The organism is Chitinophaga parva (assembly GCF_003071345.1).
Taxonomy (GTDB): Bacteria; Bacteroidota; Bacteroidia; order Chitinophagales; family Chitinophagaceae; genus Chitinophaga; species Chitinophaga parva.
In genome coordinates, this window is sequence record NZ_QCYK01000003.1 from 862,320 (window position 1) to 880,395 (window position 18,076).

The window sequence follows — 18,076 nt, forward strand, 5'->3', positions numbered from 1 at the left end:
GAAAATCTTGTCCAATCTATCTTATTACAATGAAATCATATTTTTTAATTTTATCTATTATGATTACTTTTAATTTTGAAACACCTATAATACGACCTATCCTTATTTTAATTCGTTAAAGACGATTGCCTATGAAAACTCTCTACACTTCAACAACCCTGTCTATACTTAGACATATAGCAATTCGCCTAAATATTATAAGTATAACACATAAACTATCCTTAGTCTGCGCGCGCTAGAATGCCCTGTGGACCAAACTCTCTTTATAAATAATTGTTGAAGACAATGAAAAAGTTTCTGGCTCTCCTATACCTGGTTATTGCCACGTTCTTCCTGGGCGTGCAGCAGGTGTCTGCGCAGTCGGTTAAGCTCAACGCCCCGTCGGATGTTTGTAAAGGCAGCTTTGCTACCATGAACATCCACCTCACCAGTGGCACAGCTGTAACAAACCCGACCACCGTATGGACGATCACCAAAAAGAAAGCAGGGACCACTGTTACCTCTCTGTATGGTACGTTCAACGGGCAAACCGCCGCCAGCTCCAATACTGACAACTCCACCGTGAGCGTGCAGTTCAATACCGTGGACACCATCACTTTCACCGCGAAAGTGCCCTATAAGTCAGGCAAGACCACTATCGATACACTGACAGCCACCAAGACCATCATTGTACACGATTGTTCTATTGACGTGTGCTATGGCTCAGACAACTCCGGTACCGGCTTTACGGAAACCTTTGGCAACTATACCGATGGCATACGCCACCAGGTACAGGCACCCGCTACGATCAGCTATACTTTCCAATCCGGTCCGGATGGTTCCACCACCACGAACGTAGAAGATAACTACTACTGTGTGGCCACCTCCACCCAGCAACACGACGGCTGGATCAAGGCACCGGACCATACCAGCGGTGACTATAAAGGCGCTATGCTGGTGTGTAACTCCCAGAACCAGGGGCTCGCATTTTATACCAGGACCATCACCGGCCTTTGCCCGGGTGCCAAGTATAATTTTACGGCCTACTTCATGAACCTGAACACCCAGGCCATCCTGGAAAATACCTGTGCCGGCGGTTATATGTATGCTGGCGTGGACTTCCAGATCATTGACGCAAGCACCAACGCCCTGCTGGCTACGTTCCCCACTTACGACGTATCCATGGGGATCCCTAATTCTACCTGGAACCTGTACGGCGGTACTTTTAAAACACCGCCCGGCGTGACCAGCGTTAAATTTCAAATGGTGAACCGTAACCCTGGTGGTTGCGGTAACGACATTGCAGTGGATGATATCACCTTCTCTTATTGCGGTCCTAAAATGTTCACCTACATTGACGGTCTGAAAGGTAATACCTCCAACAGCATTTGCCAGAACCAAAGCGTGAGCCTTACCGGTTCTGTAACCCCCGTAAGCTATTTTACCCAGCCTACCTATTACTGGCAGGACAGCATCGCCGGCCAGCCCGGCTGGAACAACATCACGATTGATGGTTCCCAGTTTATCAAGACCAACGACAGTACCCTCACCGTGAGCGGCGACGTACTGCAATCCAACGGTAACAATTCCCTCCAGTATTTCTTCCGGGTGAAAGTGGTGGAAAATGGCCAGGACCCCAATGGTACCTGCGCCCGCTTCTCCGACCCGGCCACATTGACGGTACTGCCCGTGCCCATGATCACCCTGGACAACCCCGAGATCTGTATCGGGGACTCCGTGCACCTGGTCACCCAGAAAGTGTACTCGCACTACAAGTGGGTGATCAACAGCACGCCGGTCCGCTATATAGAAGGTGATACCTCCGCGGGTGTCTTCAATGCCATTGCAGACAAACCCCCGGTGAGCACCACGTACAGCGTTATCGGTACCGTAACCTTTGGCAAGGGCAAATCCTGCTCCCGCCAGGCTACTGCCAATGTGATAGTAGATACCCTACCCGTAGGCAACCTGATGCCGGCGGTGGCCAATATCTGTATCAATACACCGGTAACCCTGCAGGCCAATCCTTCTAACGCCGCTTACACCATCCGCTGGAGCACCAGCCCCGCGGATGTGGGCACCTCCATCACGGTGCAGAAATCGGCCGTAGGCTCCTACAGTTATTCCGATACTTTGTTTAACGGGGTGTGTAAGATCTCCCAGACCGCGGTGGTGAACGTACGGCCCATGCCCACGCCCAGCGTAACAAAGGATACCCTTAAACAATGTAACAACGGCACCTTTACGCTGAACGGCAGCACGCCTGCCACTGGCCAGATGGGCACCTGGTCGCTGCTGGCTCCCACAAACGGAGCCGCTATTGCAGCGGCAGACCTCCACAACCCCAGTGCCAGCGTAACCGGCCTCACCCTCGGCTCCAAGGTAACGGCCGTATGGGACATCCAGGACACCGTATCCACTACCAGCTGCGACAGCTCTGCAAAAGTGGTACTGTGGAACCGCCCGATGCCCACTACCGGCGTTATTAACCAAACCACGCTGACCAATTGCGCGGGCATCTTTAACCTCACAGCCAACAGTGGGGTAGCAGGGGAGACCGGCACCTGGACCATCGTATCCAATACCAGCGGCGGTGCCACCGGCGTAAGCATTGGCAGCCCCAATGCCGCCAGCACTACCGTAACGCTCTCCGGTACCAGGCCGCAGACCGTGGTACTGGCCTGGACGCTGAACAACGGTACCTGTGACGGCGCCGCTGACCAGGTAACGCTCAATTATGTAGCACCACCCACCATCAGCATTGACTCCGTAACAGATGCCTGCGCCAGCAATGGCTCTTTTAACCTGGTGATCAACGGCTTCACCGGCAATCCGACCAAGATCTCCCTCACCGGCACCGTTCCTGGCTTTACCGCCTGGAACAAAAAGGTAGTAGACTTCACCCAGCCGCTGAAGATCACGTTGCCCGTGTCCATCCCGACCACTACTGCTGCCGGTACTTATAAATTCACCCTTACGGTATTGAACGACAGCACCGCTTGTTCCGGTACGCCGATCACCTTTACCGTGCCCGTAAAAATAGCCTCCGTAGCACCCACCGCAGCCAGTGCCAGCCCGGCCAGTATCTGCGTGAGCGGCAATACCACGCTCTCTGTAACCGGCGGCTTCCTGGGCACCGGTGCACAATGGAAATGGTACGCCGGCACCTGTGGCGGCACCGCCATCGGCACTGGCGCCACGCTGACCGTGCCGGTTACTGCCACCACTACTTATTATGTAAGGGCAGAAGATCCTGCAGGTACCTGCTCCGCCACCGCGTGTACCAATACTACGGTGACCGTGTACGCCAGCGCCACCACGGCCAAGGCAGGCCCCGACCAGGAACACTGTAGTGATCCTAACTTTAAAATGGCTGCCGATACCGTGATCACCGGCACCGGTGTATGGACCATTGTATCCGGTACACCCGTGATAGATAAACCTAACTCGCCCACCTCCTGGGTGAGCGTGCCACCCGGCACTGCTGCCACCCTGCTGTGGACCGTGACCAACGGCCCCTGTTCCGGCGGTAGTGACCAGGTAGTACTGACTAACCGTGCTTCCATTGCCAACGATGTGATCAGCGCTAACCAGAAGATCTGTCTGGGTAGCAATGCCAATCCCATCGTAAGCGTAGGCACCCTGAGCGGCGGCTCCGGCACTTACACTTACCAGTGGCAGTCTGCCCCCAAGGCCAGCGGCCCCTTCACCAATATTGCCGGCGCCACCAGCGCTGCTTACAATCCAGGTGCGCCTACTGACTCTGTTTTCTTCCGCAGGATCGTGACCTCCGGCGCTTGCATGGATACCAGCAATACGATCCGCATCCTCGTGGTGAACAAGGACCCGTATGTAGTGTCCCAGCGCCCGGACTCCGTGATCCAGTGTAACACGGCACTGGTATATACCAACTACTTTACACAGCCTGTATTTGCAGACCCGTATAACACGCCGCTGAACATCACCTTTGCCGACGTGACCACGGGTTCCTGCCCGCAGACCATGACCCGTACCTGGACCGCTACTGATTCCTGCGGCCGCAAGGTAACGGCTAAGCAGACCCTGACCATCCAGGACACCACCCGTCCGGTGTTCAACGGCCCGCTGCCCACAGACATCACGGTGAACTGTGATGCCATCCCTGCACAGGCTACCCTCACCGCTACGGATGCCTGCAGCACCCCCACGGTGGTGCCCACATCCAGCACCGTGGCCATTCCTGGTGCTACCTGTGCCAAGAACTATAAACTGATCTACACCTGGACGGCTACTGACGCCTGCGGCAACAAAGCCGTGTACAACCAGACCATCACCGTGCAGGACACCACCCGCCCTGTGTTTACCGGCGTACTGCCCAAAGACATCACGGTGAGCTGCGACGCCGTCCCGGCCCAGGCCACGCTGACCGCCAGCGATAATTGCAGCGGCGCGGCCAATGTGACCATAACGCCCAGCCGCACCATTGTGCCCATCGCCGGTGCCTGCGCTAATAACTATAAGATCATCAATACCTGGACGGCAAAGGATGAATGTGGCAATACCGCTACTTACACCCAGACCATCACCGTACAGGATGTTACAGCGCCCACCTTTGACATGGCTGCCCCGGCAGACGTGGTAGCTAATTGTGACGCTATTCCCGCACCGGCCACGCTGACCGCCAGCGATAACTGCTCCGCCAAGGCCAATGTAAAAGTGGTACAGACCAGCAGCACCAAGGCCATCCCAGGCAGCACCTGCGCTAAGAATTACATCCTTACTTATATCTGGACGGCTACGGACGAATGCGGCAACAGCACCGTAGTAAAACAGAACATCACCGTACAAGATACTACCCGTCCTACCTTCACGACGGCGGTGCCCAAAGACGTTACCGTGAACTGTAATGCCATCCCCACCCAGGCAGACCTGGCAGTGACCGACAATTGCAGCGCCACGGCGAATGTGACCATTAAGAAAACATCCACCACTACCAGCGCTCCCGGCGCCTGCGGTGGCAACTACGTGCTCACCTACATCTGGACGGCTACGGACGAATGTGGCAACAGCGCCGTAGTTAAACAGAACATCACCGTACAGGATACCACCCGCCCCACGTTCACCACGGCGGTACCCAAGGACATCACTGTAAACTGTGATGCCGTGCCCATCCAGGCTGACATGAGCGCTACGGACAACTGTACCGCGGCGGCCAATGTGAAGATCGTGAAGACCAGCACCACTACGCCCATTGCCGGTGCCTGCGCTAAGAACTACATCCTCACTTACATCTGGACCGCTACGGACGATTGCGGTAACAGCGCCGTAGTAAAACAGAACATTACGGTACAGGATACCACCCGTCCAACATTTACAACGGCGGTACCTGCAAACATCACGGTGAACTGTGACGCGATCCCTGCACAAACCTCCATGTCTGCTACAGACAACTGTAGCGCAGCGGCCAACGTGACTGTAACCACCAGCCAGACACATGTGGCCATCCCCGGTGCCTGCGCCAATAATTACAAGCTCCTTTACACCTGGACGGCGAAAGACGAATGCGGTAATACTGCTGTTGTCACACAGACCATCACCGTACAGGATACTACCCGTCCTACCTTCACCACCCCGGTACCGAAAGATATCACGGTGAACTGTGACGCGGTTCCTGCCCAGGGCAGCATGAGCGCTACAGACAATTGCAGCGCTGCCGCCAATGTGACCATAACGCCCAGCCAAACCCGCGTGGCCATCCCTGGTGCATGCGCTAACAACTACAAGTTGATCTACACCTGGACAGCGAAAGACGAATGCGGCAACACCGCAGTAGTGAACCAGACCGTCACCGTACAGGATACTACGCGCCCCACCTTCACCACGCCTATCCCGGCAAACGTGACGGTGAACTGTGATGCCGTGCCTGCTCAGATAGACCTCTCCGCCACGGACAATTGTAGCGCTGCTGCAAATGTAACGGTGACCAAGAGCGTGTCTGCCAAGACCATTGGCTCCTGCGCTAATAACTATGCCATCACTTATACCTGGACGGCGAAAGACGAATGCGGCAACACCGCCATTGCACAGCAGGTGATCACGGTAAGGGATACCACCCGGCCCAAATTCACCATGGCCATCCCGGCTAATGCTACGGTGAACTGTGACGCCGTGCCCGCACAGGCCGACCTGACCGTGAGCGACAACTGTAGCCCCACGGCCAACATTACCGTGAAGAAAACTTCCGTACGTACCAACGGTGCCTGCGCCAACAGCTACACCTTGGTATACACCTGGACCGCTACAGACGAATGCGGAAACGTGGCTACTGCCAGCCAGACACTGACCGTACAGGACACCACCCGTCCTTACTTCACAATGGCCATTCCCAAGGACGTAACGGTGAACTGCGATGCCATACCCGCCCAGGCGGTGCTCACCGCTGCGGATAATTGCAGCGCGGGCAGCAAGGTAACGGTAACGCCTACGGTGTCTGCCAAAACACCTGGTGGATGCGGTAACAACTATACCATCACGTATACCTGGACCGCAAAAGATGAATGCGGCAATACCACCGTGGCCAAACAGGTGATCACCGTACAGGATACCACCCGTCCGAAGTTTGACATGGCGGTACCTGCCGACGTGACCGTGAATTGCGACGCCATCCCCACCCAGGCCACCATGACCGCTTCGGACAACTGTAGCGCTAAAGCCAATGTGACTGTAACGCCCACCCAGGCTATAGTGCCCATTGCCGGTGCCTGTGCCAATAACTATAAGATCATCTACACCTGGACGGCAAAAGACGAATGCGGCAACACCGCCGTGGTAAGCCAGACGGTGACCGTACGGGATACTACCCGCCCCACGTTTGACCTGCCCACGCCGAAAGACATCACGGTGAACTGTGATGCCATCCCGGCCCAGGCTACTATGACCGCTTCCGACAACTGTAGCGCCAAGGCCAATGTGACCGTAACGCCCAGCCAGGCTACTGTGCCCATTGCCGGTGCCTGTGCCAATAATTACAAGCTCATTTACACCTGGACAGCGAAAGACGAATGCGGCAACACCGCCGTGGTAAGCCAGACCATCACCGTGCAGGATACCACCCGTCCCACGTTTGACCTGCCCACGCCGAAAGATATCACGGTGAACTGTGATGCCATCCCGGCCCAGGCTACACTCACCGCTTCCGACAACTGTAGCGCCAAGGCCAAGGTAACGGTAACACCGAGCCAGGTGACCCAGGCGATTGCCGGTGCCTGTGTTAACAATTACAGGATCATCTACACCTGGACGGCGAAAGATGAATGTGGCAACACTGCCGTGGTAAGCCAGACCATCACTGTGCAGGATACCACGCGCCCCACCTTCACCACGCCTGCTCCGAAGGATATCACGGTGAACTGTGACGCTATCCCCACGCAGGCAGATCTTACTGCATCTGATAACTGTAGCGCTGCCGCTAAAGTGAAGATCGTGAAGAGCAGCACCACTACACCCATTGCAGGTGCCTGCGCCAAAAACTATGTGCTCACCTACATCTGGACGGCTACCGACGAATGTGGTAACAGTGCAGTAGTGAAACAGAACATCACCGTACAGGACACCACCCGTCCCACCTTCTCCATGCCTATTCCGAAGGATGTTACGGTGAACTGTGACGCCATCCCGGCACAGGCTACGCTCACGGCTACAGACAATTGTAGTGCGCCTGCCGCCATTACCATTACCAAATCCGTATCTGCCAAAACACCGGGCAACTGCGCCAATAATTACACGATCACCTACACCTGGACCGCGAAAGACGAATGCGGTAACACCGCCGTGGCCAAACAGGTGATCACCGTGCAGGACACTACCCGTCCCACGTTTGACCTGCCCACACCGAAAGACATCACGGTGAACTGTGATGCCATCCCGGCCCAGGCTACCATGACCGCCTCCGACAACTGTAGCGCCAAGGCCAATGTGACCGTAACGCCCAGCCAGGCTACTGTGCCCATTGCCGGTGCCTGTGCCAATAATTACAAGCTCATTTATACCTGGACGGCGAAAGACGAATGCGGCAACACCGCCGTGGTAAGCCAGACCATCACCGTGCAGGATACCACCCGTCCCACCTTTGATATGCCCACGCCGAAAGACATCACCGTGAATTGTGATGCCATCCCGGCCCAGGCTACGCTTACCGCTTCCGACAACTGTAGCGCTAAAGCCAAGGTAACGGTAACGCCCGGGAAAACCACCCAGGCCATTGCCGGTGCATGTGCCAATAATTACAAGATCATCTACACCTGGACGGCGAAAGACGAATGCGGCAACACTGCCGTGGTAAGCCAGACCATCACCGTACAGGATACCACCCGTCCCACCTTCACCGTGCCGGTGCCGAAAGACACGGTCGTGAACTGTGACGCCATTCCTGCACAGGCAACCCTGACTGCCAGCGACAATTGCAGCGCCACTGCAAAGGTGACCATTGCCAAATCTTCTACCACTACGCCGATAGCCGGCAGCTGCGCGAAGAACTACATCCTCACCTACACCTGGACGGCGAAGGATGAATGTGGCAACACCGCCGTAGTGAGCCAGCGCATCACCGTACAGGATACCACCCGCCCCAAATTCACAGTGCCCACACCGAAGGACACCACTGTGAACTGTGACGCCATCCCTGCACAGGCAGACCTGGCGGTGACGGACAACTGTAGCGTGACCAACAGCGTGAAAGTGGTGAAATCCAGCGCCCGCACTAACATTGTAGGCGCATGCGGTAACCATTACCTGCTCACTTACACCTGGACCGCTACCGACGAATGTGGTAACGTAGCCACTGTGAAACAGGTGATCACCGTACAGGATACCACCCGTCCCAAATTCACCATGCCCACGCCGAAGGACACCACGGTGAATTGCGATGCAGTGCCCGCCCAGAGCGACCTGACCGTGAGCGATAACTGTAGCGCTACCGCGAATGTGAAAGTGGCCAAGACCGTGACCCGTGTGAACGGTACCGGTTGTGCAAACAACTATAAGCTGATCTACACCTGGACCGCTACCGATGAATGCTTCAACGTAGCTACCGTAAGCCAGACCATCACCGTACAGGATACCACCCGCCCGAAATTCACCATGGCGGTGCCGAAAGACACTATCGTAAATTGTGACGCCATTCCTGCGCAAACCAACCTGACAGCAAGCGATAACTGTAGCGCCGCTGCCAATGTGAAAGTGGTGAAAACCGTGAGCCGCGTGAATATCCCGGGTGCCACCTGCACCAACAGCTATAAACTGGTGTACACCTGGACCGCCAGCGATGAATGCGGCAACAAGACCGTGGTAACGCAGAACGTAACTGTACAGGATACCACCCGTCCGAAATTCACCATGCCAGTGCCGAAAGACACTATCGTGAACTGTGACGCAGTGCCCGTGCAGAGCGACCTCACCGCGTCTGACAACTGCAGCGCAACGGCCAATGTGATCATCAACAAATCCGTAGTGCGTACCGCTATACCCGGTGCCTGCGTAAACAACTATAAGCTCACTTACACCTGGACCGCTACAGACGAATGTGGCAACAAGGCCGTGGTAAGCCAGGTAGTGACGGTACAGGATACCACCCGTCCGAAGTTCGCCATGCCGATCCCCCTGGATACGACCGTGAACTGCGACGCCATTCCTGCCCAGCAGAACCTGAACGCTTCTGATAACTGCAGCCCCGTAAACAAGGTGACCATCGTGAAGAGTGCCGTGGCATCTGCCATCCCGGGCGCCTGTGGCAATAACTACAAGATCACGTACACCTGGGTAGCTACAGACGAATGTGGCAATAAAGCCACCGTGGTGCAGGTGATCACCGTACAGGATACCACCCGTCCCAAATTCACCACACCGGTGCCGAAAGACACCACGGTGAACTGTGACGCTATTCCTGCGCAGATCAGCATGAGCGCTATGGATAACTGTAGCACGCCTGCCAATGTGAAAGTGACCCAATCCAGCACCACTACCGCTATACCGGGTGGCTGCGCCAAAAATTACATCCTCACCTACAGCTGGACTGCCACCGACGAATGTGGTAACGCCGCTGTAGTGAAACAAAATATCACCGTACAGGATACCACCCGCCCGAAATTCACGATGACTACTCCGAAAGACACCACCGTGAACTGTAACGCCATCCCCGCACAGACCGACCTCACAGCGGCCGACAACTGTAGCGGTGCCAGTGGTGTGAAAGTGGCCAAGTCTGTAACACGCGTGAACATCCCGGGTGCATGCGCCAATAATTACAAACTGGTGTACACCTGGACCGCGAGCGACGAGTGTGGCAACAAGGCCGTGGTAAGCCAGACCATCACCGTACAGGACACCACCCGTCCCACCTTTACCATGGCCATCCCGAGGGATACTACGGTGAACTGTGACGCCGTGATCCCGCAGGCTACACTTACCGTGCTGGATAACTGTAGCGCTACCGCGAATGTGGCAGTAGTGAAAACAGTGACCCGCGTAAACACACCGGGCGCCTGCGCTAATAACTACAAACTGGTGTACGTATGGACGGCCACCGATGAATGTGGCAACAAAGCCGTGGCCACACAGACCGTAACCGTTCAGGATACCACCCGCCCGAAATTTGACCAGCCCACACCCGCTAATATCACAGTGGATTGTGATAAGGTACCGGTGCAGGGCAACCTGACCGCGACTGATAATTGCAGTGCCACGGCCAATGTGAACGTGGTGAAAACGGTAACCACCACCCCCATACCGGGTGCATGTGCCAATAACTACACCCTCACTTATACCTGGACCGCTACCGACGAATGTGGTAACAAGTCCGTGGTAAGCCAGGTCATTACCGTGGTGGACCGCACCAAGCCGGTGTTCTCCACTAAACAACCGAATGACACCACCGTGAGCTGCGACGCCATCCCCACGCAACCAAACCTGGTAGCTACGGACAACTGTAGCAGCGCTGCGAAACTGGTGTACACGAAAGGGGAGAAACGCGTGGAACTGGCCAGCGGCGCCTGCGCCAACAGCTTCCAGCTGATCCGCACCTGGAATGTGAAGGACGAATGCGGCAATGACACGACCGTACAACAGACCATTACGGTAGTGGACAATACCAAGCCCACCTTCACCACCAGTGCACCGGCCGACGTTACGGTGAACTGTGACGCAGTGCCCACCCAGCCTGACCTGCAGGCTACGGACAACTGTAGCCCTGCCGCCAGCATCACCATTACCAAGCACGAGATCCGCCAGGACGGCAACTGTAAGAACAGCTACATCCTGGTACGTACGTGGACCGCTACAGATCAATGTGGCAATGCCACCACCCTGGCGCAGACCATCACTGTACAGGATACCACCAGGCCGCGCTTCACCCCGGCGGTACCGGCCGATATCACCGTGAGCTGCGATGCAGTACCCACCCAGGTAACCCTGGCCGCTACGGACAACTGTAGCGCACCGGCTAACCTGCAGGTAGTGAAGACCAGCCAGCGGGTGGACATCCCGGGTGCTTGTGCCAACAATTATAAACTGCTTTACACCTGGACCGTGACCGATGAATGCGGCAACACCGCTACGGCCACCCAGACCATCACCGTGGTGGATAATAAAAAGCCGGTCTTCACCAAACCCGCACCTGCCGACGTAACGGTACTGTGTGACCAGGTGCCGGCACAGATAGACCTGACCTATGCAGACAACTGCTCTGCGACGGATAAGATCAGGTACACTAAACAAGTGGTGAAGACCAGTACCCCGGGTGCCTGCGTAAACACTTACACGCTGCGTTACACCTGGATCATCACGGATGAATGTGGCAACGTGGACAGCACCCACCAGATCATTAATGTGATAGACACGGTGCCGCCGGTATTCACCGTTACCGCACCACAAGACATCACCGTAAGCTGTGATAAGGTACCTGCACAGCCCACGCTGTACGCTAAGGACGGATGCGATCCCAACCCGATCACGGCCGTAGCCGACGAAAGGAGAGAGGACATCCCCGGTGCCTGCGCGAATAACTACCGCCTGATCCGCACCTGGACCGTGTACGACGCCTGTGGTAACAAGGCCACCCTCACCCAGATCATAACGGTGGTGGACAATACCAAGCCTACCTTCCCGAACGGTAAGCCCGCGGACGTGACGGTAGAATGTAACGCCATCCCGGTACAGCAGCCCATTGCCGTGGCAGACAACTGCTCTGCAACCAGCAAGATCACGGAGACGATGTACGTGTGGAAAGAGCTGATCGCGGGTGCATGTGTGAACAATTATAAACTGCACTACACCTGGGTAGCGAAAGACGAATGCGGCAACGTAGACTCTACCTCGCAGATCGTAACGGTGCGCAATACGCAGAAGCCCACCTTTGACCAGGTGATGCCGCGCGATACCACCGTGAATTGCGATGCCACCCTGCCGTGGCCCACCATCACCGCTACCAGCGCCTGCGGCGCCCTGGGCAACGTGAAAGTGGTGACCAGCACCAGCACCAGGTCCGTAACAGGCTGCAAGAAGGCCTACACCGAGACCCGCACCTGGACCGCCACGGACGAATGCGGCAACACCGCCACCTGGAAACAGGTAGTGAACGTACAGGATACCACCCGCCCGGTCTTCACCATGAAGATCCCGCGCGATACCACCGTAGGTTGCGATTCCATCCCTGCTGCCCCGCAGCTCTCCGGTTCTGACAACTGTAGCGGCGGCACAGACCTGAGCGGCTCTTATAAAGTAAGGACCGTGGCTGGCAACTGCCCGCAAAGCTACCAGCTGATCCGCACCTGGACGCTGAAAGACGCCTGCGGCAATACCAATACCGCTGTGCAGACCATCACCGTCAGGGACATCACCGCACCGGTGATTGCACCCGCCCCGGCCGACATTACCATCTACTGCCAGGACCCGATCCCGGCACATGTGACACTGAAGGCCACCGATAACTGTGATGCTACCTTCCCGAAAAATGCGACCTACTCAGAAGATCCATACGTGAAGGATATCTGTAACGGCTATACGATCACCCGCAGGTGGAGCGCCGTGGATGCCTGTGGCAACGTGGCACAGCAGGTGATCCAGCATGTGATCATCAAGCCCTGCACCAAGCCTGCACTGGCAGACAGCCTGCCCATCACCTGCTCCAGCAACCCATATATCACGCTGAGCACCAAGGGCACGGTGAACAAGCCGACCTACACCCTCACCGCCGTTGAACCGGCCGGTGTGGTGAATGTACCGGTGAGCCAGACTTACAATGTGTTCAACCTGAAAGGTGCCACCAGCGCTACGTTCATCGTAACAGACGGTCTCACCGGTTGCGTATCGGATCCGAAGGTCTACACGCTGAAATACAATACCAGCCCCGTAGTGAACCTGGGCCGCGACACTTCTATCTGCGGTGGCAACAGCCTGGTGCTGGATGCAGGTGCGGCTAACTTTAACTACAACATCGTTTGGTCTACCGGCGAAAAGACCCAACGCATCAACATTACCAAAGCCGGTACTTACTGGGTGCGGGTAACAAATGCCAACTGCGTGGTGACAGACACCATCAAGGTAGGCCTCATCCCCACACCGCTGGTAGACATCCCGGATACAACCATCTGCCGTGGCCAGACCGTGAAACTGGACGCTTACGTAAGTGGCGCCGCTTACCTCTGGAGCAATGGCACCACCAGCTCGTCCATCATTACCGGTGCACAGGACCAGTACTGGGTGAAAGTGAGCAAGAACGGTTGTATCACCATCGATACCGTGAATGTGACCGTGAACCCGCCGCCGGATATCCAGCTGAAACAGGACACCGCCATCTGCCCGGGCCAATCCGTAATGCTCACCGTGAGCGCCGATGGAGGCCGCATCCGCTGGGTGAATGGATCTACCCAACCGTCTATCGTGGTGACCAAACCGGGCGGATACTGGGTAACGGTAACGAAAGACAACTGCGTGGTGAGAGATACCGTGAACGTGCGTGAACAGCCGAAACTGAAACTGGACCTGGGCGCCGACCAGGAACTCTGCCCCGGCAGCCAGATCACGCTGGACGCTACCAACGCCGATGCGATCTCCTACCTGTGGAACGACGGTGATCCTGATCCCGTGAAGACTGTAACCACTGCAGGCCTCTACAAAGTGGCCGTGATGGACCGGTTCTGCCAGATGGTATACTTTGACAGTGTGGACGTGAGCATGAGCAGTATACCCACCGTAAGCCTTGGAAATGACACCGTGATGTGTAATGGTGAAACCCTGGTGCTGACGCCGAAAGGCAGCAACATCAAGAGTGTGCTGTGGTCAGACGGTTCTACCGGCAGTACCCTGAAGGTAACCAAGCCTGGTACTTACACCGTCACCGCGTTCAACGAGTGCGGCAGCAGTACAGACCAGGTAACGGTGACCTTCCAGGATTGCGTACCGAATCCGACCTTCCCGAACGCATTCTCCCCGAACGGCGATGGTAAGAACGACATCTTCCTGCCCACCGTACGCGGCCCGATGTACAACTATGAATTGCGCATCTTCAACCGTTGGGGACAGCTGATCTTCCTCAGCACTGATGCGAAGAAAGGATGGGACGGCACCTTCAATGGTGAGCCCGTGGAAATTGGCACCTACGTATACTGGGTAACTTACAAAGTGACGCCGACCGGGCCTGCGAACATCATCAAAGGCAGTGTAGTACTGATCCGCTAATCTTTCTCAGGCTGCAATACAGAAAAGCCCTCCAGCGCCGCTGGGGGGCTTTTTTTCTGCCCCTGCCCGGCGGGACTGTCTTCCAGCCAACTTTTCCGCATCCCGTAATTTTTTTTCCCATTTCGATCATCCCCGCTGGCATTTTTCCCCCACATTCGCGCCTGCGCATCCCGTGATCATACCCGGGTTTGCAAGCGCCACCGTAAACGATGGATAACTTTACAGCCGATTAATCTGAGGAAATGACAAGCGAAGCCACCATTACCCAATCTCAACCGCCCGTTAAACGCAAGCCCAAAGGAGGGAAGTCCCGCTTCCGGAAAGTGGTGGACTGGCTGCACCGCTGGCTGGGACTGGTTTCTGGTATCGTGGTGCTCATTTTGGGCCTCACCGGCTGCCTGTTTGTTTTCCAGGATGAGATCAGCAACATAACGGACAAGCAATTACGGTTTGTAGACGTGCCCGCACAGGCGCATACCCTGCCCATCTCCACTTTGCTGCCGGTGGCGCAGGCCGCCCTTGGCAAAGACCAGCCCATCAATTACATTACCACCTATGCCCGCGCCGGCCGTACCTGGGAGTTCATGGCTTATGCAGAAAATGACAGCGCGATCACGTACGGCGGTTCCATCCGGTATTACCGCACTGCGTATGTGAATCCTTACACCGGCGCCCTGACCGGGGTGGCGAATAACAAATGGAACTTCTTCATCGTAGTAAAGGCCATTCACTGGAGCTTGTTGCTCAATACACCTTACGGCCAGCCTATTACCGGCTGGTGCACCGTGATCTTTGTGCTGCTGCTTATCACAGGCCTTATTATGTGGTGGCCTAAAAAGTGGAACAGGAAAACCCGGAACGATAGTTTTTCCGTGCGCTGGAAGGCCCGTTTTAAGCGCGTGAATTATGACCTGCACAATGTGCTGGGTTTTTATTCGCTGCTGGTGGCCCTGGTACTGGCCCTTACGGGAATGGTGTTTGCCTTCACCTGGTTCCAGGCTTTTGCTTACGTGGCGGCTTCCGGCACTACCACGCCGCCGGCACAGGCCCCGGCATTGAAATCGCAAGTGGTGGCGGTGGCGCCGGCAAAACAAGGCATTGATATCGCCTTTGAGAAGGCCCACCAGCTGATGCCCCATGCGGACCGCTTTGGCCTCTCGCCCGCAGTGGGTAAGGAAGGCCTGGTATATGTGAATGGCTACCGCGGCAGGGAAACTTATTACAATTACGATGCTTTCTCTTTTGATCAGCACAGCGGCAAGCTGCTGTACCGCAATGATTACAAACAACGCAACGCAGGGGAGAAGCTGGTGGCCATGAACTACGATATCCACGTGGGTGCCATTGCCGGCCTGCCGGGTAAGATCATTGCCTTCCTGGCCAGCCTGGTGAGCACCAGCCTGCCGGTGACCGGTTTCATTATCTGGTGGGGCAGGCGGAGGAAGAGATAGTGAATTGTCCGCAAATGAACCGCTGACGGCCGCCAGTCGCCAGTGTTAGCGCTGATCACCACCCCGGTCAACAATTAGCCATTAATAATCCGGCACAGAATTGTTAGCCTCTTAGCCAAAACGTATTCGCTTTGGCACACTACTATACGCCCGTAGGCGCCCACCTGGGCCCTGACCAAATCTGCACGTTCACCGTATGGGCGCCCTTCCGCAAAGCCGTGAGCCTGGTTGTGATAGCGCCCTTGCCCGCGGAATATCCCATGGCCCGCGATGAAAATGGTTACTGGCATTACCGTATGGCCGCCACCCCCACAGGGTTGCAATATCTCTACAAACTGGATAACGACCTGTTGCGCCCCGATCCCGCATCGCGCTACCAGCCCGGTGGGGTACATGGCCCTTCTGCGGTGGTACAGCCTGCCTATCCACACTGGACGGATGACGACTGGCGAGGGCTGGAACTGAAAGACCTCGTTTTGTATGAACTGCATACCGGTACTTTCAGCCCCCAGCGTAACTTCCAGGGCATCATCGCCCGGCTGTCTTACCTGGAAAAATTAGGCGTGAACGCCATTGAGATCATGCCGGTGGCCCAATTTTCCGGCACGCGCAACTGGGGCTACGATGGCGTGTACCCCTTTGCCGTGCAGCATAATTATGGCAGCGTAAATGGCTTGAAGGAAGTGGTGAACGCCGCCCATAAACATGGCATAGCCGTGATCCTTGATGTGGTGTACAACCACCTGGGCCCTGAGGGAAATTACTTCGCGGACTTTGGCCCTTACTTCACCTCCAAATACAAAACACCCTGGGCAGATGCTGTGAACTTTGACGATGCTTACTGCGATGCCGTGCGCGATTACTTCCTGCAAAACGCGCTGATGTGGCTCGATGAATTTCATATAGACGGCCTGCGGCTGGATGCAGTGCACGCCATCTGGGATTGCAGTGCACGCCACTTTGTGGCGGAACTCTCAGAAGCCGTGAGCGTGCTGGAACGCCGCCTGGGCAGGCGCAAGCTGCTCATCGCGGAAATTGATTACAACGCCCCGCGTTACATAGACCCGGTGGAGCAGGGTGGGTATGGCCTGGCCGGCCAATGGGTGGACGAATTTCACCACGCCCTCCATACTATGCTCACCGGTGAGCTGGATGGGTATTATGAAGACTTCAACGGCATTGCACACCTGGCCAAGGCTTACAAGGATAATTACGTGTACACCGGCCAGTATTCCCCCCACCGCAAACGCCGCTTTGGCGACCTGCCCCGTAACCATCATTACAGTGATTTTATTGTGTTCTCCCAAAACCACGACCAGGTGGGCAATCGCCTGCTGGGCGACCGCCTCTCCGCCACGCTGGACCTGCCGGCCCTCAAACTGGCCGCCGCGGCTTACCTGCTGGCGCCGCAAACGCCCATGATCTTCATGGGAGAGGAGTACGGGGAAACGAAGCCCTTCCAGTTCTTTACCTCCCATGGCGATGCAGAATTGATAGCTGCCCTGCGGGAAGGCCGGCGCAGGGAATTTGCGTCGTTCAACTGGCAGGGAGCGGTGCCGGACCCGCAATCGGAAAATACGTTCTATGGCTCCGCTTTAAGTTGGGAGCCCAATGAAGCGCTCCTGGAATGCTACCGGAGCCTGATAGCGCTGCGGCGCAATACCCCCGCCCTGCAAAACCAGGGTCCCGGCTGCATCGCAGTGGAAATACTCAATGAAAAGGCATTGCTGCTGCAAAGGAAATTGGAGGAAAAGCCCGCGCTGTTCATCTATTTAAATTTTAGTAAGGATGCCATAAATGTCACTAACGTAAACGGTTATACGTTAAACGCAGTCTTCACTACGCATACACAGCCATTACCCGCTGAAATAGCCGTACATGCTGGTTTCCAGCTGCCTGCAATGTCGGCCTCCGTATTTGCTGTAAAAGAATAAACG

At 55.9% G+C, this 18,076-nt stretch carries 3 protein-coding genes; all 3 read left to right on the plus strand.

All coding sequences use genetic code 11. The features are described 5' to 3' along the window. Window positions 1–285 precede the first annotated feature (285 nt). Window positions 286–14,688 carry a gliding motility-associated C-terminal domain-containing protein gene (locus tag DCC81_RS22700; RefSeq protein WP_108688952.1) on the plus strand — a complete coding sequence of 4,801 codons (14,403 nt, stop codon included), beginning with the start codon at window positions 286–288 and terminating at the stop codon, window positions 14,686–14,688. Between the two features lie 242 nt (window positions 14,689–14,930). After that, the gene (locus DCC81_RS22705; protein WP_108688953.1) at window positions 14,931–16,139 is read left to right on the plus strand and encodes a PepSY-associated TM helix domain-containing protein; all 1,209 of its coding nucleotides are present in this window, start codon (window positions 14,931–14,933) and stop codon (window positions 16,137–16,139) included. A 131-nt stretch (window positions 16,140–16,270) separates the two neighbouring features. Further along, window positions 16,271–18,073: a malto-oligosyltrehalose trehalohydrolase gene (gene treZ / locus DCC81_RS22710; RefSeq protein WP_108688954.1), complete on the plus strand. Its 1,803-nt coding sequence runs from the start codon at window positions 16,271–16,273 to the stop codon at window positions 18,071–18,073. Window positions 18,074–18,076: the final 3 nt, after the last annotated feature.

Bases quoted from the DNA above. Each gene is read 5' to 3' on its own strand.
- DCC81_RS22700 (WP_108688952.1), top strand. From the start codon at position 286: ATGAAAAAGTTTCTGGCTCTCCTATACCTGGTTATTGCCACGTTCTTC.
- DCC81_RS22705 (WP_108688953.1), top strand. From the start codon at position 14,931: ATGACAAGCGAAGCCACCATTACCCAATCTCAACCGCCCGTTAAACGC.